Raw genomic sequence first — 20,724 nt, 5'->3', positions numbered from 1 at the left:
CCCGGCGAACGGTCAGGACCGGGTCGCGCCCAGGTTGATCGGCAGCGACAGCGGGCCGATGGTGAAGAACGACGGCGAGTAGGGAATGTCGTCCGGGTCGATCGCGAGGCTGAGGTCGGGCAGCCGCCGGTACAGCGAGGCGAGCGCGAGCCGGCCCTCCAGGCGGGCCAGCGGCGCACCGATGCAGTACCGCGGGCCGTGACCGAAGCCCAGGTGGCCGACGGCCCGGCGGGTGATGTCGAAGGTGTTCGCGGTCTCGCCGTACTGCTCCGGGTCGACGCCGCTCGCCTGGTAGACCACGCCGACGGCGTTGCCCTTGGGGATGTCCACGCCCGCGATGGTCACGTCGGCGGCGGTGAAGCGGAAGCTGGTCATCATCACCGAGTGGCGGTACCGCAGGGTCTCCTCCACCACGTCGGCCCAGCGGTCCCCGGCCCTGGCCAGCCCCAGCTGGTCGGGGTGCTGGGACAGCGCCACGATGGCGTGTCCGAGCAGGTGGACCGTTGTCTCGTGGCCGGCGATCAGCATCAGCCACAGCACGGCGACCAGTTCGTCGGTGGTGAGCTTGTCGCCCTCGTCGCGGGCCTGGACCAGGCCGCTGGTGAGGTCGTCGCCGGGCTCGGCCTGCTTGCGCTCGACCAGTTCGTACAGGTACCTCATGAGCGCCTCCTGCGTCGCGAACGCCTCTTCCGGAGGGGTCGTGTGCGACAGCAGGGCGGCGGTCCACTTGCGCAGCCGCAGGCGTTCCGGCTCCGGCACGCCGAACAGCTCGCAGATCACGGCCATCGGCAGCGCCTCGGTGAGGGCGGGGACCAGGTCGACGCCGTCGCCGGCGGCGACCACGTCGTCCAGCATCCGGTCGATGATCTCTTGGACCCGCGGCTCCATCGCCTGGACCCGGCTCGGGGTGAACGCCTTGCCGATCAGTCCGCGCAGCCGCCGGTGGTCGCCACCGTCCTTCGTGGACAGGTGGTCGCCCTGGACGATGGTCCGCAGCGGCCAGTCCTCCGGGATCGACCCGTCGTGCAGGGCGGGCCAGTGCTTGGGGTCCCGCAGGAACGTCTTGTTGTCACCGGCGAGGATCTCGCGCACGGCGTTGTGGCTCAGCGCCAGGTAGGCGGGCACGCCGCCGGGGAACTCCACCTCGACCACGGGCGCGATCTCCCGGAGCCGGATACAGGTGTCGAGCGGGTATTCACCGATGACGGGAAATGCGGGAAGGCCTGTCGTCATGAAGTTCCCCTTCGGCAGCAAGCCCATCAACGGGCCGTCCGGCGAAAAGTCTCCGACGGCGCGGGCCCGCGGGAAAGACGTGCCCGCCGTTCCTGCCCCGGAACGGAAGCCGAATGTCACGAGAACAGAAGACCGGCCAACGATCAGCGACGGCGCTTGACACACCGCGCGTCGCTGCGTCATAGCTACCATCAGCGAGCCGAGGCGGAGGTGGGCGCTTGAGATATCACTCCTGGACCACGGTGAGAACCGATGAGTGGCGGGAGCTCTCCGACGGCATCCTTCCGATGGACCACCGTTTCCGGTCTCCAGGAAACTGGCGCGCGGACCTCACCGTCCAGGAGAGCAGCGCCTATGTGCTGCTGCACTGGACACAGCGCACCGACCGGATAGCGGTCCGCACGCCCTCGCACATCCGCGCGGTCCCCGGCGACGAGCACTACTGGATCGTCGTTCCGCAGCAGGGCGTCTACACCGTCCGGCACGGCGAACACGAGACGCGGACACCACCCGGATACGCCTCTGTGATGGGCATGGACGAACACTGCCGGCTCACGATCCCGGCGTCCCGGGCGTACGCGATCCAGGTTCCCCGCACCGAGATCGACCGGAACGTCGGAGCGCCCCGGCCCCTGCGCGTCGTCCTCAGCATGAACACCGGCCTCGGCCGCGTCCTCGGGAGCCTGATGAGCAGCCTGCACGCCGAACGGGACAACCTCTCCGACCAGGAGTTCCACGCGGTGTGCGATCGGATGGCCGAGCTGTTCTGCCTGATCGCGCTCAGGGACACCCGGCCGCCGGAGGACCACCTCGCCGAGGTCGCCCAGGTCGTACGGCGCTACGTCCGGCAGCGGCTCGGCAGCGGCAAGCTGCCGCTCACCGCCGTCTCGCGTGCGCTCGGCTGGTCACCGCGGCAGCTGCGCAACGCGCTGCGGAGCGCCGGCACCACGTACCGCGACCTCCGGCACGAGGAGACGCTGCGGGCGGCCCGGGACATGCTCCAGAACCCGGACTGCGCCGAACTCGGCGTCGGTGAGATCGCCGCCCGGGCCGGCCTGACCCCCACCTGGTTCTCCTCGGCGTTCAGGAGCCGCTACGGCGAGAGTCCGCGGGAGTTCCGCCGCCGCAGGTTCGACGAGATGGCCCGCGAACCGGGCGGGCCGCCCGGCTCTCCGTAGCGGCCCGCCACGGCGGGGTGTCAGCGGAAGCCGGCCACCGGGCGCGGGGAGTAGTGCTTCTCCAGCGCGGCCACCTCGTCGTCGGTCAGCTCGACCGACAGCGCGGCGATCGCGTCCTCCAGGTGCTGCGACCTGCCCATGCCGACGATGGGCGCGGACACCGCCGGGTGACGCAGGACCCACGCGAGGGCGACGGCGGCGCGCGTCACGCCCCGTGCCTCGGCGACCTGGCCGACCGCGTCCACGATCTCCCGGTCGCCCTCCTGGTACAGGGACTTGCCGAACTCGTCGGTCTCGGCGCGCGCGGTCGTGGTGTCCCAGTCGCGGGCGAGGCGGCCGCGCGCGAGCGGGCTCCACGGGATCACGCCGATCCCCTGGTCCAGGCAGAGCGGCAGCATCTCCCGCTCCTCCTCGCGGTAGACGAGGTTGTAGTGGTTCTGCATCGTGACGAACCGCGTCCAGCCGTTCAGCCGGGACGTGAAGAGCGCCTTGGCGAACTGCCAGGCGTACATCGAGGACGCGCCGATGTAGCGTGCCTTGCCGGCCTTGACCACGTCGTGCAGCGCTTCGAGGGTCTCCTCGATCGGGGTGCGGGGGTCCCAGCGGTGGATCTGGTAGAGGTCGACGTAGTCGGTGCCCAGCCGGCGCAGGCTGGCCTCGATCTCGCTCATGATCGCCTTGCGGGACAGGCCCGCGCCGTTCGGACCCGCGTGCGTACGGCCGTGCACCTTGGTCGCGATCACGACCTCGTCGCGGCGGGCGTACCGGGCCAGGGCCCGTCCGGTGATCTCCTCGCTGCTGCCGTCGGAGTAGACGTTGGCGGTGTCGAAGAAGTTGACGCCGGCCTCGATCGCCTGCCGGATGAGCGGAGCGGCCTGCTCCTCACCGAGCGTCCACGTGTGGTTGCCCCGGTCGGGCTCGCCGAAGCTCATGCACCCCACGCAGATCCGAGAGACGTCCAGGCCGGTCGATCCCAGTTTCACGTAGTCCATGGGGCCCAGTCTCTCCCCGTCACGCACCGTCGCGGAGGCGGGCTCGCCCCGGTGCGGCCGAGCCGCTGGTGTCACCGTCGCGTGTCTCGCGTCCGTTCGGCGATGCCGCCGAGGAGCTGGGCCTCGGCGTCGTCGAGGTAGGCGGTCAGCGCCTCGGCGGCCTCCCGCGTACGGCCCTGTTCGATGAGTGTGGCGATGGCGGCGTTGCGGTGCACGTACGGCTCGTGGAAGCGGTGCGGGTCGGCCATCACGTGGAAGACCAGGCGCAGCTCGGCCAGGAGGCGGCGCGTCATGTCGTTGAGGCGGCGGCTGCCGGCGAGCGCGACGATCGCGGAGTGGAACCGCAGGTCGGCCGTTCCCACGTCGTGCCAGCGCGACTCGGCGACCGCGGCCTCGGCGGTCTCCACCGCGGCGCGGATCTCGGCCACGGCCCGGGGCGGCGGCCCCTCGGTGCGGACGGCGGCGCACTCGACCAGGCGGCGCGTGGTGTAGATGTCGCGGACGTCGTCGGCGTCGAGGGTGCGCACGAACACGCCCCGGTGCGGTTCGTGGATCACCAGACCCTCGTGCGCGAGCAGCCGGAACGCCTCGCGCAGCGTGTTGCGGGAGACGCCGAGCTCCTTCGCGGCGGCGTGCTCGGCGAGCTGCGTGCCGGGCGGCAGCGCGCCTTCGATGATCTGCGCGCGCAACGCGTCGGCCAGTTTGGACACGGTGCTCGTACGGTCGAGCAGCACGCGCGCGCCGGACAGGCCGGCGAGCGGTGAGGTTCCTGAGTTACCGGATCCTCCGGCGTCGCCGGAATCCGGTCCGGCAGAAGAGCCGCCTTGTGACATCTCGCCCCTTTACTGCTCTGGTTGACATTGCCCTCTTGCCGGATTGCTCAACAATACGTACGGTACCCGCAACGGCTGCACCCTGTCTGCCCCTCGGTCCCCTACTCGGGAAGGAGGGCGGTCGTGCTCGTACTCATCGGCGTGCTCCTCGTCGTTCTCGGCTTCGCGCTACGACTCAACCCCCTCGTCGTCGTCACGGTCGCGGGCATCGTCACCGGATTCCTCGGTCATCTGTCGGTGACGGCCATCCTCAACGCCTTCGGCAACGGCTTCGCGTCGAGCCGATCGGTCACCCTGTTCGTCCTCGTCCTGCCGGTCATCGGCCTGATCGAACGCTTCGGCCTGCAAGAACAGGGCCGGCGGCTGATCGCCCGGCTGGACGGGCTCACCACCGGCCGGCTCCTGGTCATCTACCAGTTCATCCGGCAGGTCAGCTCCGCGCTGGGCCTCGCCTCGATCAACGGCCCGGCGGCGCTGGTCCGTCCCCTGATCTACCCGATGGCCGAGGGCGCCGCCGAACGCCGCTTCGGCCGCGCGCTCCCCGAGCCCATGCGCGAGAAGGTCAAGGCCTTCTCGGCCAGCGCCGACACGGTGGGCCAGTTCTTCGGCGAGGACATCTTCGTCGCGATCGGCTCCATCCTGTTGATCACCGGCTTCGTCGACACGACGTACCACCTGAAGCTCGACGCGCTGGACGTCGCGCTGTGGGCCATCCCCACCGCGATCTGCGCGTACGTGATCCACGGCACGCGGCTCTACCTGCTGGACCGCCGGCTCGGCCGGATGGCCGAGGCGGCGGGCCTCTCCGGTCGTACGGACCGGGCCGAGGCGCGGGAGGCCGGCCGATGATCAAGGTCGAGTGGTTCTACTGGCTGTGCGGCGCGATCTTCCTCGCGGTCGCCGTGCTCACCCTCGCCGACCGCACCAACGCCAAGCGGTACGGCAGCGCGGCGTTCTGGGGCCTGCTCGGCGCCGCCTTCGTCTACAGCACGTTCGTCGTCCACAAGACCGCGCCCGCGTGGGTTCTGGGGCTGGCGGTCATCGCGATGGCGCTCCTGGTCGCCACCGGCCGGCTCGGCCGTGGCACCACCCCCGGACCGACGCGTGCCGAGCAGGAGGCCGGCGCCGACCGCTTCGGCAACCGGCTCTTCGTGCCCGCCCTGACCATCCCCGTCGTGGTGATCATCTTCGCGGTCGGCCTGGCGAAGATCCATACGGGTGGGGAGCCGCTGCTGGAGAAGTCCTCCGAGACGCTGATCGGCCTCGGAGTCGCCGCGATCGTGGCCGTGCTCATCGGGTTCGTCATGCTGCGGCCGAAGTCACCGCTCGCGCCGCTGAATGAGGGCCGGCGGCTGCTGGAGGCGATCGGCTGGGCCGCCGTGCTCCCCCAGATGCTCGCCACGCTCGGCCAGCTGTTCGTCGCGGCCGGCGTCGGCACCCAGGTCGGCCGGATCACCGAGAACGTGCTGCCCGGCAACTCGCTCATCGGCGGCGTCATCGTCTACTGCGTCGGCATGGCGCTGTTCACGATCGTCATGGGCAACGCGTTCGCCGCGTTCCCGATCATGACGGCGGCGATCGGCTATCCGGTGCTGGTGCAGCACTTCCACGGCGACGCGGCGGCGGTCTTCGCGATCGGCATGCTGGCCGGATTCTGCGGCACCCTGTGCACGCCGATGGCCGCCAACTTCAACATCGTCCCCGCGGCGCTGCTGGAGATGAAGGACAAGTACGGGCCGATCAAGGCGCAGATCCCCACCGCGATCCCGCTGCTGGCCTGCAACATCATCCTGATGTACGCCCTGGCGTTCTAGAGGAGGTGACGATGACCACGATCGGTGAGGTGGCCGCCCGCTACGCGCGCGTCGCCGTACGCAACATCGGCACGGAGTTCCCGCACGCCACCCAGCAGGTGGTGCGCTGGCCGGGCGCGGCCTCACGGCCCCGCGAGCTGCACCCGGCGTTCCACGGCGCGTACGACTGGCACTCATGCGTGCACATGCACTGGCTCGCGGTCCGGCTGCTGAGCGACCAGCCGGGCGAGGTGAACCCCGAGCAGATCCGCGGCACCCTCGACTGCACGCTGACCGCGCGAGCGATCGAGGCGGAGGCGGCGCACCTGCGCTCGTTCCCCGCGTTCGAGCGGCCGTACGGCTGGGCGTGGGCGGTCGCGCTGGCCGCCGCCTGCGAACGCTGCCCGGACCCGGCCGCGCGGCCGTGGGCGGCGGCGCTGCGCCCGCTCACCGACACGATCGAGGAGCTGGCCCTGGGCTGGCTGGACCGCGCCGTCGCACCGGTCCGGCACGGCGTGCACACCAACACGGCGTTCGCGCTCGCGCTGCTGCACGAGAGCGGCACCGCGCTCGGCCGCGACCGGCTGGTCGCCACGATCGGCAAGCGCGCGGCCGACTGGTACGGCGACGACCGCGACTACCCGGCGAGCTGGGAACCCAGCGGCCAGGACTTCCTGTCCCCGGCGCTGTGCGAGGCGGACCTGATGCGGCGGGTGCTGCCCGCCGAACAGTTCCCCGGCTGGCTGACCGGCTTCCTGCCGGGCCTGGACGACGGCCGGCCGCGGGCCCTGTTCACCCCGGCCCAGGTCAACGACGCGAACGACGGCCACCAGGCGCACCTGTACGGGCTGAACCTGTCCCGCGCGTGGCAGTTCCGCCTGCTGGCGGCCGCCCTCCCGGCGACCGACCCACGCGTCGGCCCGCTACGTGAGTCGGCCGCCCGGCACCTGGACGCGAGCCTGCCCCATGTGACGGGCAAGGGCTTCGTCAGCGACCACTGGCTGGCCACGTTCGCCTTCCTCGCCCTGACCGCCTGACGCCGTCGCCGGAGAGGCCACGAGCGGCGCGGTCAGCGGGTGGTGCGCGGACGGTCAGCGGGCGCGGCGACGCTCGGGGACATGAACTCCTTCGCCCCCGTGGGGACCGCCCGCAAGTGGGCCACGCTGTCCCTCTGCTGCCTCGCCGTACTGGTCCTGTCCGTCGACCTGACCGCTCTTCACCTGGCCATCCCCAACCTGATCAGCGACCTGCGGCCGTCCGGCACCCAGATCCTGTGGATCGCCGACGTGTACGGCTTCGCGCTCGCCGGGCTGCTCGTCACCATGGGCGGGATCGGGGACCGGATCGGCCGCAAGAAGCTGCTGCTCATCGGCACGGCGGCGTTCGCGGCGGCCTCGGCCGTCACCGCGTACGCCACGAGTGCCGCGATGCTGATCGCCGCGCGTGCCCTCCTCGGCGTCGCGGGCGCCACGATCATGCCGTCCACGCTGTCGATCACCCGGAACGTCTTCACCGACGCCAAGGAGCGCACGATGGCGGTCGGGATCGCCAGCGGCGTCGGCGCGCTCGGGGTCGGGCTCGGGCCGATCATGGGCGGCGCGCTGCTGGACCACTTCTGGTGGGGTTCGGTGTTCCTGATCAACGTGCCGATCATGGCGGCGGTGCTCCTCGCCGGGCTGTTCGTGCTGCCCGAGTCGCGCAACCCCCGGCCCGGCCGGATCGACGTGCCGAGCGTGCCGCTGTCGGTCGCCGGTGTCCTGGGAGTCGTCTACGCCGTCACCGAGGCCGGGCACATCGGCCTGTTCCACGCCAAGGTCGGCATCGGTCTCGTGGTCGGCGTCGCCGGCCTGGCGGCGTTCGTCTGGCGGCAGGCGCGCCTGTCCGAGCCGCTGATCGACATCGCGCTGTTCCGCAACGCGGCCTTCTCCGGCTCGGTCGGTGCGAACCTGTTCGCGATGTTCGCCCTGGTCGCGCAGTCGCTGGTGTTCTCCCAGTACTTCCAGCTCGTGCTGCACTGGTCGCCGCTTCGGGCCGGGCTCGCCGGGCTGCCCGGCGGTGTCGCCGCGGCCGTCGGCGGTGCCGTGCTGGCCGCTCCGCTGATCGGTCTCGTGGGACGCGCCCGCACCGTCGCCCTCGGCCTGACGGTGTCCGCCGCCGGGTTCGCGCTGTACGCCCTGACCGGGACCGAGTCGAACTACATGACGCTGCTGGCGGCGATGATCCCGTGTGCGCTCGGCATCGGCGTGGCCCTGACCGTCACCGGCGACACGATCCTCGCCTCGGTGCCGAAGGACCGGGCGGGGGCGGCCTCGGCGATCTCCGAGACCGCCACCGAGCTGGGCGGCGCGCTGGGCATGGCCGTGCTCGGCAGCGTCCTGACCGCCGCGTACCGTACCCACCTCGACCTGCCCGCGGGGCTGCCGGCGGGCGCCGGCCGGAGCGTACGGGACTCGATCGGCTCCGCGCTGGAGGTCGCCGCCGCCCTGCCCGGGCGGCTGGGAGCCGAGGTCACCGGCGCCGCGCGGCACGCGTTCGTCGACGGGATGCACGCCGCGGTCTTCTGCAGCGCCGGGCTCGCCGCGCTGACCGGCCTGGCCGCCCTGTTCGCCCTCCGCAGCGTGCCGAAGGTGATCCCCGAGCACGTCGAGGAGGCCGACCCGCTCCCCGAAGCACCGGCACGGATCCGTTGACCGTTCATCCGGGAGGCCCGCCGCCCCGGCGTGCCTCCCGGCCGTACGATGATCGCTGCCGACTGTGGAGGGAGACCGCCGTGACCGACGGGACGTTCGCCGTGGAACCGATCGGACGGGTCGAGTCGTCTCTCGTGGACCTGGCCGAGGCGCCGCGTCACGAGTGAGCCCGACCGAGCGAGCGGAGTGGATCGCCGAGGTACGAGGTGGTCCGCGGAGCGAGTGAGGAGGGCGAGCGACCGGTGACCGCCGACGAGGGCACCCCCGAGTCGTGGCTGGTGTTCGTCCCGGAGGTGGCCGAGGGCCTGCGGGGCCTCCGGCCCGGGATGGACGTGCTCGTGCTGACCTGGCTCGATCGCGCGCGCCGCGACGTGCTGGTGGTCCACCCGCGCGGCGACACGGCGCGCCCCGCGACGGGGGTGTTCGGCACGCGTTCACCGAGCCGCCCGAACCCCATCGGCCTGCACCGGGTGACCATCGTCGCCATCGAGGGCACCCGCGTGCGCGTACGCGACCTGGAGGCCCTCGACGGCACCCCGATCGTCGACGTCAAACCGGTGCTCGGCGCGATCTCCGAACGCTAGCGTTCGTTGCCGGCGCGCAGCCAGGCGACGTAGTCCGCCACCGCGCGTTCGACGTCGTAGCGGGGCCGGTAGCCGGTGTCCTCCCGGATCCGCTCGGTGTCGAGGCAGACGGTCGCGCCCGGTCCGGCCGGATCGTGGCCGGTGGACAGGTCCACGCGCGCCTCCGGGACGACCGCCCTGATGGCGGCGGCGACCTCGGCGTTCGTCGTGGCGTACCCGTTGCCGACGTTGTAGGTGTCGTGGCGCAGGGTGCCGGTGGTCTGGAGCAGTGCGATGGCCCGGCCGCAGTCCTTCACGTAGCACATGTCGATGCCGTCCTCGGCGTGAAGCGTGCCCGGGTCCTCGCCGTTCACGGCCGCGTGGACCAGGCGGGGTGTGGCGAAGAAGGGTGAGGCGGCGCGCCCGAGCGGGCCCCAGATCGCCGCGATGCGGAAGTTCACCACCGCGAACCCGGCGTCGGCCGCCGCGCGCAGGGCCAGGATCTCCATGGCCTTCTTCGCCGCGGGGATCATGTGGGGGCTGGCCGTCGGCAGCGGGGCGTCCTCGCGGAGCCGGTCGCCGGGCACTCCACCGTACACGCCGATGGTGCTGGCGATCCCGACCCGCGGCACCTCCCAGACCTCGGCCGCGCGCAGCACGCTGAGGAGCCCACGGGTGTTCTCGGTCAGGGCGTCGAGGGTTCCGCCTGCGCCGATCCCGGCACCGGCGAGGTGCACGATGCCGCTGACGGTGTGCCGCTTCCCCAATGCCAGGAGCGCGTCCTGGTCGGTGACGTCGACCGGCTCGACCAGGAGCCGCCCGCCCGCCTCATCGGCGAGGAACTCCGGAACCCGTGCCGTACGGCGCCGCGTGACCACGCACGTCTCGCCGAGATCGAGAAAGGCCCGCGCGACGTGGGAGCCGATGAAGCCGAGCCCGCCGGTGATGAGGATCATTCGCCGTCCTTGAAGGTCGCTAGTGAGCTAATGACACCTAAGCATCAGAGTCACTAGCATGCAAATGAGTTGGCCGCGTGTAGTGTCGGGACGCCGGTGATCGGGCGGACGGAGGAACAGGAGACGGCGTGGACGACCTGCTCTACCTGTTCGTCCGGGCGAACAAGCTCATCCACACCGCCGCCGACGAGGCGATGAGCCGCCACGGCGTGCGCGTCGGCCAGAACCGCGTGCTCGCGGCGCTCTGGGAGCGCGACGGGCTGACGCCCGGAGAGGTGGCCGCCCGCGTGCACCTGAGCACGCCGACGGTGGTCAACACCGCGACCCGCATGGAGGAGGCCGGCCTGCTCACGCGCGTGCGCGACCCCGATGACGGCCGGCTCGTACGGCTCCACCTCACCGAACGCGGCCAGGCCGCGCGCGAGCCGGTCGAGGAGGAACGGCGGCGTCTCATGGAACGGGCCACGGCGACGCTCACCGACGAGGAGCGCCGCCACCTGCGGAGTGCGCTCACGAAGATCGTCGACCGGCTGTCCTGAACCCCTCCCGCCGTGGTGCGGCGAGCCTTCCCCGGCGTGTGTCTCGTAAGGTCGACTCGTCACGACGTCACGACAGGGCGGAGCCAGATGAGGCGACCCACGCTGGAGGCGGTGGCGGCGCGGGCCGGCGTGTCGCGTGCGACGGTGTCGCGCGTCGTCAACGGCGCCGAGAACGTCAAGCCGCACCTGCGGACCGCGGTGATGCGCGCCGTCGAGGAGCTCGGCTACATCCCGAACTCCGCGGCCCGCAGCCTGGTCACCCGGCGCACCGACTCCATCGCCCTCGTCGTCTCCGAACCACCGTCACGCGTCTTCTCCGACGACCCGTTCTTCTCCGCCGTCATCCGGGCGGTGAGCCAGGAGCTGGAGGCCGCCGACCGGCAGGTCATCCTCATGCTGGCGTCCTCGGCGGCCGGGCACGCGCGGGTCGAACGCTACGTCGCCGGCGGCCACGTCGACGGGGTGATCATGCTGTCGATGCACGGCGCCGACCCGCTGCCGGCCTCGCTCGGCCGTTCACGGGTGCCGATGGTCTCCCACGGCCGCCCGGTCGCCTCGCTGCCGGTGCCGTACTGCGACTGCGACAACCGCGGAGGCGCCCGCGCCGCCGTCGAACACCTGGTCTCCCGCGGCCGCCGGCGCATCGCCACCATCGCCGGTCCGCCGGACATGACCGCCGCGCAGGACCGGCTCGACGGCTACCGGGAGGCCATCGAGGCCGCCGGCGTACGGCCGGTCGTGGCGACGGGCGACTTCACCCGCGAGTCCGGCGCGACCGCGATGCGGCAGCTGCTGGCCGCCGAACCCGGGATCGACGCGGTGTTCGCCGCCTCGGACCTGATGGCCGTGGGAGCGCTGGGCGCCCTGCGCGCCGCGGGCCGCCGGGTGCCGGACGACGTCGCGGTGGCCGGCTTCGACGACATCACCCTCGCGAGGTTCAGCGAGCCCCCGCTCACCACCGTCCGCCAGCCGGTCGCCGAGGTCGCGGCCTGCATCGTACGGATGCTGCTGAGCGCCGAACCATCGTCCGATCCGGTGATCCTCCCGACGGAGCTCATCGTCCGCGAGTCGGCCTAGCCGGTGCGGGCCGAGCCGGTGTCAGCGGACCAGGCGGCCGAGCAGCGCGGACGCGGCGGTGATGCCGGCCGCGGCGGCGACCACGAGGACGCCGAAGTCCAGGAGCAGGTGGCCCGGCGTGCCGATGAGCAGGTGCCGGAGGGCGTCGACCTCGTAGCTGAGCGGGTTGACGTGGCTGATCACGCGTAGCCACGTCGGCATCAGGTCGACCGGGTACAGGGCGTTGGAGCCGAAGAACAGCGGCATCGTGATCGCCTGCCCGATGCCCATCAGGCGGTCGCGGGACATGGCCAGGCCGGCGATCGTCATGGACAGGCAGGAGAAGAACGCCGTGCCGAGCATCACGATGACGATCACGCCCAGCCAGCGCAGCGGGTTCAGGGTCAGCGTCACGCCCAGGATGGCCGACAGGACGAGGATGGCCACGGCCTGGGTGAGCGCCCGCGTGCCCGCCGCGAACGCCTTGCCGGTGATCAGCGCGGCGCGCGGCGTCGGCGTGACGAGGAGCTTGGCCAGGACGCCGGCGTCGCGGTCCCAGATGATCTGGATGCCGTAGAAGATCGCGATGAACAGCGTCGACTGGGCCAGGATGCCCGGCGCCAGGTAGTCCAGGTAGGGCACCTTCCCGGTCGGGATGGCCCGCAGGCGTGAGAACGTCTCGCCGAAGATCAGCAGCCACAGGGCGGGCTGGATCGCCCGCGTGTACAGCTCGGTGCGGTCGTGGCGGATCTTCTGCAGCTCGACGATGCACATCGCGACCACGCGGGCCGGCAGGAGGCGCCAGGTGGTCCAGGCGGGCGGGACGTCAGCCGAGCCGGCTGGCGGTACGGCGGGTGCGGCGTGCGTCACGGAAGTCTCCTGATTCTTCGAGTTGGTCACCGGTGTAGGCGCGGAACACCTCCTCGAGGGTGGCGCCCGGTTCGAGGCCGGACTTGAGCTCGTCCGGGGTGCCCAGGGCGCGGATCCGGCCGCGGTGCATGAGCGCGATCCGGTTGCAGTACTGGTCGGCCTCGTCCATGTAGTGCGTGGTGACCAGCACGGTCATCCCGGTCGCCCGGCGCACCTCCTGGATGCGCTCCCAGACGCCGTCGCGCGCCACCGGGTCCAGGCCGATCGTCGGCTCGTCGAGGATGAGCAGCCGCGGGGAACTGATCAGCGCCTGGGCGAGCTCCAGCCGGCGGATCATGCCGCCGGAGTAGGTCTGCGCGCGCCGTTCGGCCGCCTCCTCCAGCCCCACGGCGGCCAGCACCTCGCGTACGCGCTCTCTCCGCTCGCCCCGCGGCACGTCGAAGAGGCGGGCGAACAGCTCGACGTTCTCGCGTCCGGTCAGGGAGCCGTCGGCGGACAGCTGCTGCGGCAGGTAGCCGATGGTGCGGCGGACCGCCATCCGATGGCTCGCCACGTCGAGGCCGAAGACCTCGACCATGCCGGCCCCGGCCGGGAGGAGAGTGGTGATCAGCCGGATCGTCGTCGTCTTCCCGGCGCCGTTCGGCCCGAGGAGCCCGAAGATCTCCCCTTCGACGACGTCCAGGTCGATGTCGTCGACCGCCACGGCACTGCCGAACGCGTGCCGCAGTCCTCGGCAGACGACCGCGTACTTCTCGTCACTCATGGGTCCCCCCGTCTCAGGTGGTCGTGCGGGTCGGGGTGTCCTCGGCCGGTCCGGCCTCTTCCTGCAGGCTCGCGAGGAGGCGGCCGAGCGCGGGCAGGGCCGCGGCGATCGCCGTACGGTCCTCCTCCGCCAGCTCGTCGATGCGCGCGCCGATCATCCGGGCCCGGCGGTCACGCCATTCGGCCAGGCGCCGCCGCGCGTCCGGCGTGAGCTCGAGCCGTACGGCCCGCCGGTCGTCCGGATCGGTCTCGCGGCGCAGCATCCCGGCCGCGAGCAACTGGTTGACGAGGGTGCTCACCGAGTTGTCCGCGAGATGCAGCTCCCGCGCGGCGGCGGCGACGCTGATGCCGGGACGGCCGCCGACGACGATCATCAGCTCGACCTGCGCCGGCCGCAGCCGTGGCGGCACCTGCTCCCGCAGCCGCCGCCGTACGAGCCGGCGCATCGCGGTGTTGACGGACATCAGCTCGGCGGCGAGGCGTACCCCCTCATCGGTCACCAAATCAGAATACCTCTTAATAAGAGGTAATTAATAGGTACCTGGTGGCGGGCCCGTACGAAGCCGGTCGTGGACCGGGTCGAGAGGGTCATCGGGGTCCGCGGCTGGACACGCGGGCAGGAGCGCGCGCCGGCGTACCCGTTCCACAAGCTGTTCGACAAGGGCGTGCTGGGCGTGACGGCGGTCCGCCGCCTGACGCGAAGGGGTGACCGTGCCGGCATGCGCGGAGATGGCGGCTAGGGTCCTTTCTCGTGGATGGAAGCAGACTCGCCGAAATGTACGCCTACCCGCGGACCGGCCCCTGGCTGCGGGCGAACATGGTGACCAGCCTGGACGGGGCCGCTTCGTACGAGGGGAAGGTCAGCCCCCTCGGCAGCGAGGTGGACCAGCAGGTGCTCTCCTTCCTTCGGGGGCTCGCCGATGTCGTGATCGTGGGAGCGAACACCATCCGGGTCGAGGGGTACGGGCCGATCCCGCCGCAGGACTCCTGGGGCGACATCCGGAAGGGGCGGCCGCCGGCGCCACCGCTGGCGATCGTGTCCGCGCGGCTGGACCTGGACTTCGACGCGCCCGTGTTCGCCGACGCCTACGTACGGCCGATCCTGATCACGTGCGCGAGCGCGCCCGAAGAACGCCTCAAGGTGGCCGAGCGTCGCGCCGACGTCCTCGTCTGCGGTGACCTCATCGCCGACATCGGTACGGCGCTCGACGCGCTCGCGGAGAGAGGGTTCACCCGGCAGCTGTCCGAAGGCGGTCCCCGGCTGCTCGCCGAGATCGCGGCGGCCGGCCGTCTCGACGAGCTGTGCTTGACACTGAGCCCGCGGATCGTGGCGGGGAACGGACCGCGGATCGCCAACGGGCCGCTCATCGAGGACCTGTCGATGCGGCTCGGCCACGTCTTCGAGGAGGACGGCTTCCTGTTCACCCGGTATGTCCGCGAAGACGCCCACAACGGTTGAGCGCGCACCGGCGAAACGACCCGAAAGGACAGGTCCGTGCCGTTGATCTCCGTGATCACCGCTGTCCATGAACCGGTCGCCGGATACCTGCGCGAGGCCGCGGACAGCGTCGCCGCGCAGCGTCTGCCCGCCGGCTGGGAGCTGGAGTGGCTCGTCCAGGAGGACGGGGACCGGCCCGCCGCGCGGGACCTCGCGGCCGGAGCGCGCTACGAGGCGAACGGCGCCCGGCTGGGGACCGCGACGACACGCAACATCGCGCTCAGCCGGGCACGCGGGCGGCTCGTCGCGGTACTCGACTACGACGACGTTCTCCTCCCCGACGGGCTGGCCACGCTCATCCAGGACTTCGACCGCCATCCCGGGATCGGCTGGGCGGTCGGCCAGGCCGACGACCTGATCGACGGCGAACGCGTGCCGTTCGAACTGCGGTATCCGTGCGGCGTCGTACCGGCCGGGCAGGTCGGCCGGCTGTACGAGCGGACCGGCCTGTGTCAGGTCGCGTGCGCCGGTCTGGTCATGCCGACCGACGTCGTACGGGCCTTCGGCGGCTGGGGAGCCATACCGCGGGCCCAGGACGTGGCCCTGCTGATCGCCCTCAGCGAGGTCTACGACGGATACCAGGACCCCGCGGTCACGTGGCTTTACCGCAAGCATCCCGGGCAGACCACGCACCCGGCGAAGGTCGACGTCTGGGGGAAACAGCAGGACCGGTTCATCCGGCAGCGGCTCGACGCCGTACGTTCGGGAGCGCTGGCCGGACCCGGCCGGGGCTTCTCAGCGGTCAGGCAGCGTGTTGAGCGCCTGTGACCTCCGTTCCAGGAGTTCGGCGTAGGTACCGTCGCGTTCGGCCCAGCGGTGCATGAGCACGCCCTGGACGAGGATCTCGTGGGCCGTCGGCTCCGTCGCCAGCAGTTCCATGACCTCGTCGAGGTACGCGTCGAGCGGCAGAGCCGCCGGGTTGACCTTCTCCTGTCCCGCGGTGGCGACGGCGGGCGGCACGAGCTCGGCCACCTCGACGCCCGTCCCCGCGAGCTGCGCCCGGAGCGATTCCGTGTAGGCGTGCACGCCGGCCTTCGAGGCGCCGTACGCGGGCATGAGCGGGAACGGGAGGAAGGCGATTCCCGAGCTCACCGTGAGGATGGTTCCGGCGCCACGGGCGATGAGGTGCGGAGTGAAGGCGTCGATGACACGGATGGTGCCCAGAAGGTTCGTGGCGATCGTCGTCTCGGTCGCGGCGATGTGCGCGGGGTCGCGCAGGTCTTCGGTGAGCATGACGCCGGACATGGTGACGACGACGTCGAGGGCGGGATGCGCGTCGAGCACGTCGTCGCGGGCGCGGAGGATCGAGTCCGGATCGGTGACGTCGATCTGGACGGTCTCCAGCCCGTCCTGCGGCTCAGGACTCCGTCCTCCGACGATGACCGTGCTGCCGGCATCCACGAATCGCCGCGCGAGTCCACGCCCGATTCCCGAGGTGCCGCCGACGATGAGGACCGTGCGGTCGGTGATCTCCACCATGGCCTCCTTATGGCTCTTGGGTCGGTGAGCAGGTTCTCTCGGGTGTCCGGAGGCGGGAAGGTCCCTGCTGGTCCGGGGAGTGACAGGACCCCCTGTCCGGAGAGAACGCCGGGCTAGCGTGGAGTTGATGAACCACGACGAGGAGACGAATCGGCTGGGCGCGTACCTTCGCGCCCGGCGTGGCCTGGTCACCCCGGAGCAGGCCGGTATTCCGGCCGGGCCGAACCGCCGCGTCGCCGGCCTCCGGCGCGAGGAGGTGGCCATGCTGGCGGGGATCAGCGCCGACTACTACCTGCGGCTGGAGCGCGGGCGCGACAGGAACCCGTCCGCGCAGGTGCTCGCGGCGCTCGCGCGTGTCCTCCACCTCGACGACGTCGAACATCAGTACCTGCTCGAGCTCGCCGAGCCGTCACGCCGTGCGCGCTCCCGCAAGCGGGCCGAGCGTGTGCCCGCCCGGTTGCATCACCTGCTCGCCGCCCTTGAGGTGCCGGCGTTCGTCGAGGGCCGGGCGTTCGACGTGCTCGCGTCGAACCCGCTCGCGCTCGCCTTCTCTCCCCGGCTGCGACCGGGCGAGAACCGGTTGCGGTCCCTGATGCTCGATCCCGAGGAACGTGAGTTCCATGCCGACTGGGACGCGGCCACCGCGGAGTTCGTCGGATCGTTCCGCGGGTCCATCGGCGGGGACACCGACGACGCGCGCACTGTCGAGCTCGTCGGGGAACTGTCCCTGGCCAGCGCACGGTTCCGTACGCTCTGGGCGCGCCACGACGTCCGCCGGCTCGAGGGCGGCACGACCGTCGTGAATCACCCCGTCGTCGGCAGGCTGCACCTCCACCGCGACAAGCTCCCCGTCGACGGCCTGACCCTCGTGTTGTACTACGCCGACGTGGGCAGCGACAGCGCCGAGAAGCTACGAGTGCTGGCGTCGCTGGCCACGACCACCGCGAACGACGAGGCGGACAGTCGGGTTATCCACAGCCCCCTGGACGGCCTTCCGCCGGCGGACGAGGGGGCTGGACAATGAAAGTGGGCTGGAGCCCCCCGGGCGGGTGGGGCACACCACGGGCGGCTCGGCCTCAGACGGCGTTGTGGCGAATGACGGCCGGCGGGCGCCAGCCCAGGATGCTTTCCACCATTCGTACGGCCGGCACGATTTCGGCGACGTCGTGGACCCGGACGATTCTCGCGCCCTGGAGAACGCACACCGACACGGTCGCGATGGTGCCCACCAGCCGTTCATTCTGCGGCAGGTCGAGGGTCTCGCCGATGAAGTCCTTGTTGGACACCGCGACGAGCGTCGGATAACCGATCCCGGTGATTTCCGGCAGGCGGCGGGTCAGTTCCAGCGAGTGGTGGGTGTTCTTGTTCAGGTCGTGGCCGGGGTCGAGGATGATGCGTTCCGGCGGCAGGCCGCGGCTGATCGCCGCGTCCGCCCGGTCGCGCAGGAAGGCCGCGACCTCCCCGGCGACGTCCTCGTACGTGGGGCGGGGAAACGGCGTACGCGGCGCGGCGAGGCTGTGCGTGATGATCAGGTTGGCGTCCGCCTCCGCGACGACGTCCGCCAAGGTCAGGTCGTGCAGGCCGGTCACATTGTTGATCACATCGGCGCCGGCGGCGAGGACCACCCGGGCGACCTCGGGCCGGTAGGTCTCGACGGAGATCACCGCGTCGGTCCGCTCCCGCGCCGCCTCCACGACCGGGACGACACGATCGATCTCCTCGCGCACGGTCACCTCGGGACCCGGCGCGAACGGAACGCCCCCGATGTCGATCCAGTCCGCCCCGTTCGCGATCGCGTTCTCCACCGCCTCGACGGCCTTGGAGAGCTCGAAGGTGCGCCCACGATCGTGGAAGGAATCCGGCGTCCGATTGATAATCGCCATGACCGCGACCTGGCGCGAGAAATCGAACGCCCGGCGTCCGATGGTCCGCCGCGGACTGATGAAGTCAGGACAGAAAATCTGAGAATTCGCTTCCATGCGCCCGACCTAGACGAAGAGGGGTATGACATACCGGCCGTGCCAGCATAACGGCAGCTCAGCGAGCCATCGGCCGAGCTGATCCGCGGCCGTCAGGACGGCCGGCGACGTACGTGCGTGACGAGTCTCAACAGGCCGAAGAACACCAGGGCCCCCACCACCACGACGGTCATCGCGACGGCGCGCTCGGAGAACGTCTTGGACTTGACGAGCACCGCCCCGGAGCCGATCAGGAACCCGAGCAGTGTCACGAAGAGCCCGAGCACCTCGACCATCTTCAGCAGACCTTCGGAGACCAGCTCCTGGGCGAACGAGACCCGCTGTGCCAGCCGCTGCGACGCCTCGTCGATCTTCTCTTCGAGAGCCGCGGACGCCTGGTCGATCCGCTCGTCCACCCGGGCGGCCATCTCGTCACCGAGCCGGGCGGCCTCCTCGGCCGCCCCCCGGCGCATGTCCCGCGTGTGGATGATCGTCCGCCGCTCCTGCGCGTACTGCTCGTGCACCAGCATGTTGCCGACGCCGAACCGGTCGATCGCCAGATCGATCTCCGTGAGCGCCTCGTCGTACCTGCCCAGCCGTCGCAGGGCGGCGGCGCGCCGGTAGTGGATGTTCGCGTCGTCATCGCCGCGCGCCATCATCTCGTCGGAGAGGCGCAGCAGCATGTCCGGCTGTTCGTCGAGATGATCGGCGAACCAGATGGCGGTCAGGGCCACCTGACGGCTCTTGCGGTCCGCGTCCGGTGCCTGGACCGCCCTGTCGTACAGGTCGAGCCCGTTCAGCGCCCGCGAGCCGAGCCCGCCGAAGGCGGCGAAACTCCGGATCAGGGCATCGTCGTGGAACTCGGTCAGCCACTCGTTGCAGCGCGCCAGGATCTCCCGGAACCGGTAGTCGAACCGCAGCCGCTGACCGTGCACGTACGCCAGGACGAGCCGCTGCGTCCGCGAACCGGTGACGCCGCGGGCCGCACCCCACTCCAGATCCCCGGGGTACCGCTGCTCCCCCACGCGAGCCATCCAGGCGAGATCCGTGGCGGCCCGCCGGATCTCCGGAACGTCGAGCCCGTACCGCTCCACGTACCGAGCCAGCTCCGCGATCCAGTCGAGCCCGTCGGACGAGGTACGCGACGCGAGCCGATCGACCAGCACGGCGGCCCGCTCGTCCACCGGCACGAGCCGCATACGCTCATCGAGACCGTCTTCTCCCGGTAGCGGCGGAGCACCGTCCACGGATCGCCCCTGCGCGGGGACGGCACCTTGCTCCATGATCCTCCTCGCCACCACCGAACACGGGACCCGCGCCCGGCTCTGCCCGACCGGCAGTCTAGATCCCAGGAGCCGAGAATGATCAACAGCGCGGTACGGTGCGCTCACCATGCGGCTCTGCGGCAGCACGTGATCAGCTCGTTCCGACAACGACCAGCCTTGATGGCCGGCCCCTGAGCCCGCTATCGGGACGCCATAAAACCGATTTCAGTCGGACGCTTATTCGACTAACGAACCGGGAGGAGCAACTGGCCGGTCCAGAAGCCTTTGATTTGCGACAATGAACCCCGCTTATCCTTCGAAGGCGCTGGCCAGTGGGTAAACATGCCGTCACTGACCGCATCTGGACTGGGCAGGGCGACAAGTTCGCGGGCCGTACATCGAGGGAGCGGTATACGGGGTCGACGACTTGGCGCGGGCGCAGAAGAGAGATGCATTGACGAACGCACAGAACAGCAACACCCAGTTACGTAACGAGTGTATAACGGCCACAGCAAGTCCATTGTATTCCATTACTCCGAGATGTTCTTATTCGAGGGCAATGCCCATATGGGGCGGCTAGGGGGGCGGCTCGGCGCTCGTGATGGGCGCCCGATAGAAGGGGTAGTCACATGTCACATCGGTTAAAGTCCCTTGGCGCCAAGCTTGCAGGTGTCGCTTCGCTGGCCGTGGCGGTTCCGCTCGTCGCGGCCGTCCCGGCTCACGCCGACACGTCATGCGGGTCGGGCCTGTTCTGTATATGGGTCAACGAGCAGTATGGCGGCACGGCCTATAGGCCCGTAGGGAATGACCCTCAATGGTCGGACACAAGCAACCCCGCCTATGCCGTGTGGGATGCGGACTCGTCCTGGAAGAACCGCTATCAGTCATGGTATTGGGCATGCGTCTACGACCTAAAGGGCTACCAAAACGTTACTGTCTGGGTGAGCCAGGGCCAGAGCATCCCGGCAGTGCCCTCGAACATGTGGGCCAACCGCGGGGCAAGCAACCAAGGTCTGTACTCGGGTGACACGTGCTGAAACGCCGATTCTCGAGGAGCGT

General features: G+C 70.8%; 23 protein-coding genes. 13 read left to right on the top strand and 10 right to left on the bottom strand.

The window, feature by feature from the left end; translation table 11 throughout:
* Positions 1-12: 12 nt before the first annotated feature.
* Complete coding sequence (locus ACQEV1_RS11470) at positions 13-1,233, bottom strand: cytochrome P450 family protein (protein WP_433393596.1); 1,221 nt, start codon at positions 1,231-1,233, stop codon at positions 13-15.
* Between the two features lie 218 nt (positions 1,234-1,451).
* On the opposite strand from ACQEV1_RS11470, the gene ACQEV1_RS11465 reads away from it, so the two are divergent.
* Positions 1,452-2,411, top strand: coding sequence for a helix-turn-helix domain-containing protein (locus tag ACQEV1_RS11465; RefSeq protein ID WP_433393594.1), 960 nt, complete (start codon positions 1,452-1,454; stop codon positions 2,409-2,411).
* 20 nt (positions 2,412-2,431) lie between these two features.
* On the opposite strand, the gene ACQEV1_RS11460 is transcribed toward ACQEV1_RS11465, so the two are convergent.
* On the bottom strand, positions 2,432-3,403 hold the full coding sequence (locus ACQEV1_RS11460) for an aldo/keto reductase (RefSeq protein WP_433393592.1): 972 nt from the start codon (positions 3,401-3,403) through the stop codon (positions 2,432-2,434).
* A gap of 71 nt (positions 3,404-3,474) precedes the next feature.
* Complete coding sequence (locus ACQEV1_RS11455; RefSeq protein WP_433393590.1) at positions 3,475-4,137, bottom strand: GntR family transcriptional regulator; 663 nt, start codon at positions 4,135-4,137, stop codon at positions 3,475-3,477.
* Between the two features lie 222 nt (positions 4,138-4,359).
* Here ACQEV1_RS11455 and ACQEV1_RS11450 point away from each other — a divergent pair, with 222 nt between their 5' ends.
* From ACQEV1_RS11450 to tsaA, 5 genes are all read left to right on the top strand, one after another.
* Positions 4,360-5,085, top strand: coding sequence for a DUF969 domain-containing protein (locus ACQEV1_RS11450; protein WP_285620160.1), 726 nt, complete (start codon positions 4,360-4,362; stop codon positions 5,083-5,085).
* A complete protein-coding gene (locus tag ACQEV1_RS11445) occupies positions 5,082-6,050 on the top strand; it encodes a DUF979 domain-containing protein (RefSeq protein ID WP_433393588.1) in 969 nt (322 codons plus the stop codon). Before ACQEV1_RS11450 ends, ACQEV1_RS11445 begins: the two co-directional genes overlap by 4 nt.
* 11 nt (positions 6,051-6,061) lie before the next feature.
* The gene (locus ACQEV1_RS11440; protein WP_433393586.1) at positions 6,062-7,066 is read left to right on the top strand and encodes a DUF2891 domain-containing protein; all 1,005 of its coding nucleotides are present in this window, start codon (positions 6,062-6,064) and stop codon (positions 7,064-7,066) included.
* A gap of 81 nt (positions 7,067-7,147) precedes the next feature.
* The gene (locus ACQEV1_RS11435; protein WP_433393584.1) at positions 7,148-8,719 is read left to right on the top strand and encodes an MFS transporter; all 1,572 of its coding nucleotides are present in this window, start codon (positions 7,148-7,150) and stop codon (positions 8,717-8,719) included.
* Positions 8,720-8,961: 242 nt separating this feature from the next.
* On the top strand, positions 8,962-9,303 hold the full coding sequence (gene tsaA, locus ACQEV1_RS11430) for a tRNA (N6-threonylcarbamoyladenosine(37)-N6)-methyltransferase TrmO (protein ID WP_433393582.1): 342 nt from the start codon (positions 8,962-8,964) through the stop codon (positions 9,301-9,303).
* Here the strand turns inward: tsaA and ACQEV1_RS11425 are convergent.
* Entirely contained in the window at positions 9,300-10,238 is a 939-nt protein-coding gene (locus ACQEV1_RS11425) for an NAD-dependent epimerase/dehydratase family protein (protein ID WP_433393580.1), read from the bottom strand. The genes tsaA and ACQEV1_RS11425 overlap by 4 nt on opposite strands.
* Positions 10,239-10,366: 128 nt before the next feature.
* On the opposite strand from ACQEV1_RS11425, the gene ACQEV1_RS11420 reads away from it, so the two are divergent.
* Together ACQEV1_RS11420 and ACQEV1_RS11415 are read left to right on the top strand one after the other, a co-directional pair.
* Positions 10,367-10,777 (top strand): MarR family winged helix-turn-helix transcriptional regulator, encoded by a 411-nt coding sequence (locus ACQEV1_RS11420; protein ID WP_285620170.1) that lies wholly within the window; start codon positions 10,367-10,369, stop codon positions 10,775-10,777.
* Positions 10,778-10,864: 87 nt separating this feature from the next.
* A complete protein-coding gene (locus tag ACQEV1_RS11415) occupies positions 10,865-11,854 on the top strand; it encodes a LacI family DNA-binding transcriptional regulator (RefSeq protein WP_433393578.1) in 990 nt (329 codons plus the stop codon).
* A gap of 21 nt (positions 11,855-11,875) precedes the next feature.
* Here ACQEV1_RS11415 and ACQEV1_RS11410 read toward each other — a convergent pair whose 3' ends face one another.
* The 3 genes from ACQEV1_RS11410 to ACQEV1_RS11400 are packed head-to-tail and all read right to left on the bottom strand — an operon-like array spanning position 11,876 to position 13,965.
* The gene (locus ACQEV1_RS11410) at positions 11,876-12,703 is read right to left on the bottom strand and encodes an ABC transporter permease (RefSeq protein ID WP_285568708.1); all 828 of its coding nucleotides are present in this window, start codon (positions 12,701-12,703) and stop codon (positions 11,876-11,878) included.
* Complete coding sequence (locus tag ACQEV1_RS11405) at positions 12,660-13,466, bottom strand: ABC transporter ATP-binding protein (RefSeq protein WP_285620173.1); 807 nt, start codon at positions 13,464-13,466, stop codon at positions 12,660-12,662. The genes ACQEV1_RS11410 and ACQEV1_RS11405 overlap by 44 nt, the downstream gene beginning before the upstream one ends.
* Before the next feature lie 13 nt (positions 13,467-13,479).
* The gene (locus ACQEV1_RS11400) at positions 13,480-13,965 is read right to left on the bottom strand and encodes a MarR family winged helix-turn-helix transcriptional regulator (RefSeq protein ID WP_285568704.1); all 486 of its coding nucleotides are present in this window, start codon (positions 13,963-13,965) and stop codon (positions 13,480-13,482) included.
* Between the two features lie 69 nt (positions 13,966-14,034).
* Here ACQEV1_RS11400 and ACQEV1_RS11395 point away from each other — a divergent pair, with 69 nt between their 5' ends.
* From ACQEV1_RS11395 to ACQEV1_RS11385, 3 genes are read left to right on the top strand one after another with little or no spacing between them, the layout of a single operon-like run.
* Entirely contained in the window at positions 14,035-14,205 is a 171-nt protein-coding gene (locus ACQEV1_RS11395; RefSeq protein ID WP_433393575.1) for a hypothetical protein, read from the top strand.
* A gap of 11 nt (positions 14,206-14,216) precedes the next feature.
* The gene (locus ACQEV1_RS11390; protein ID WP_433393573.1) at positions 14,217-14,924 is read left to right on the top strand and encodes a pyrimidine reductase family protein; all 708 of its coding nucleotides are present in this window, start codon (positions 14,217-14,219) and stop codon (positions 14,922-14,924) included.
* Positions 14,925-14,960: 36 nt separating this feature from the next.
* Positions 14,961-15,731 carry a glycosyltransferase gene (locus tag ACQEV1_RS11385; RefSeq protein ID WP_433393571.1) on the top strand — a complete coding sequence of 257 codons (771 nt, stop codon included), beginning with the start codon at positions 14,961-14,963 and terminating at the stop codon, positions 15,729-15,731.
* Here the strand turns inward: ACQEV1_RS11385 and ACQEV1_RS11380 are convergent.
* The gene (locus ACQEV1_RS11380; RefSeq protein WP_433393569.1) at positions 15,699-16,442 is read right to left on the bottom strand and encodes an SDR family oxidoreductase; all 744 of its coding nucleotides are present in this window, start codon (positions 16,440-16,442) and stop codon (positions 15,699-15,701) included. The genes ACQEV1_RS11385 and ACQEV1_RS11380 overlap by 33 nt on opposite strands.
* Positions 16,443-16,569: 127 nt before the next feature.
* Here ACQEV1_RS11380 and ACQEV1_RS11375 point away from each other — a divergent pair, with 127 nt between their 5' ends.
* Positions 16,570-17,466 (top strand): helix-turn-helix domain-containing protein, encoded by an 897-nt coding sequence (locus ACQEV1_RS11375; RefSeq protein WP_433393567.1) that lies wholly within the window; start codon positions 16,570-16,572, stop codon positions 17,464-17,466.
* Positions 17,467-17,518: 52 nt separating this feature from the next.
* On the opposite strand, the gene folP is transcribed toward ACQEV1_RS11375, so the two are convergent.
* Together folP and ACQEV1_RS11365 are read right to left on the bottom strand one after the other, a co-directional pair.
* On the bottom strand, positions 17,519-18,325 hold the full coding sequence (gene folP / locus ACQEV1_RS11370) for a dihydropteroate synthase (RefSeq protein WP_285620182.1): 807 nt from the start codon (positions 18,323-18,325) through the stop codon (positions 17,519-17,521).
* A 188-nt stretch (positions 18,326-18,513) separates the two neighbouring features.
* Positions 18,514-19,599, bottom strand: a complete 1,086-nt coding sequence (locus tag ACQEV1_RS11365) for a hypothetical protein (RefSeq protein WP_285620184.1) — start codon at positions 19,597-19,599, stop codon at positions 18,514-18,516.
* A 695-nt stretch (positions 19,600-20,294) separates the two neighbouring features.
* Between ACQEV1_RS11365 and ACQEV1_RS11360 the strand changes: the two genes are divergently transcribed.
* Positions 20,295-20,702, top strand: a complete 408-nt coding sequence (locus ACQEV1_RS11360; protein WP_433393564.1) for a peptidase inhibitor family I36 protein — start codon at positions 20,295-20,297, stop codon at positions 20,700-20,702.
* Positions 20,703-20,724 lie beyond the last annotated feature (22 nt).

The organism is Actinoallomurus sp. CA-142502, assembly GCF_050936355.1.
Lineage (GTDB): Bacteria > Actinomycetota > Actinomycetes > Streptosporangiales > Streptosporangiaceae > Actinoallomurus > Actinoallomurus iriomotensis.
The sequence above is the reverse complement of the archived record's forward strand: the minus strand, read 5'-3'. Positions and strand labels throughout refer to the sequence as shown.

Excerpts from the sequence above, each read along its gene's own strand:
- ACQEV1_RS11470 (WP_433393596.1), bottom strand. The coding sequence starts at position 1,233 with ATGACGACAGGCCTTCCCGCATTTCCCGTCATCGGTGAATACCCGCTC.
- ACQEV1_RS11460 (WP_433393592.1), bottom strand. The coding sequence starts at position 3,403 with ATGGACTACGTGAAACTGGGATCGACCGGCCTGGACGTCTCTCGGATC.
- ACQEV1_RS11445 (WP_433393588.1), top strand. The coding sequence starts at position 5,082 with ATGATCAAGGTCGAGTGGTTCTACTGGCTGTGCGGCGCGATCTTCCTC.
- ACQEV1_RS11440 (WP_433393586.1), top strand. The coding sequence starts at position 6,062 with ATGACCACGATCGGTGAGGTGGCCGCCCGCTACGCGCGCGTCGCCGTA.
- ACQEV1_RS11435 (WP_433393584.1), top strand. The coding sequence starts at position 7,148 with ATGAACTCCTTCGCCCCCGTGGGGACCGCCCGCAAGTGGGCCACGCTG.
- ACQEV1_RS11425 (WP_433393580.1), bottom strand. The coding sequence starts at position 10,238 with ATGATCCTCATCACCGGCGGGCTCGGCTTCATCGGCTCCCACGTCGCG.
- ACQEV1_RS11415 (WP_433393578.1), top strand. The coding sequence starts at position 10,865 with ATGAGGCGACCCACGCTGGAGGCGGTGGCGGCGCGGGCCGGCGTGTCG.
- ACQEV1_RS11405 (WP_285620173.1), bottom strand. The coding sequence starts at position 13,466 with ATGAGTGACGAGAAGTACGCGGTCGTCTGCCGAGGACTGCGGCACGCG.
- ACQEV1_RS11380 (WP_433393569.1), bottom strand. The coding sequence starts at position 16,442 with ATGGTGGAGATCACCGACCGCACGGTCCTCATCGTCGGCGGCACCTCG.
- ACQEV1_RS11375 (WP_433393567.1), top strand. The coding sequence starts at position 16,570 with ATGAACCACGACGAGGAGACGAATCGGCTGGGCGCGTACCTTCGCGCC.
- folP (WP_285620182.1), bottom strand. The coding sequence starts at position 18,325 with ATGGCGATTATCAATCGGACGCCGGATTCCTTCCACGATCGTGGGCGC.
- ACQEV1_RS11365 (WP_285620184.1), bottom strand. The coding sequence starts at position 19,599 with ATGCGGCTCGTGCCGGTGGACGAGCGGGCCGCCGTGCTGGTCGATCGG.
- ACQEV1_RS11360 (WP_433393564.1), top strand. The coding sequence starts at position 20,295 with ATGTCACATCGGTTAAAGTCCCTTGGCGCCAAGCTTGCAGGTGTCGCT.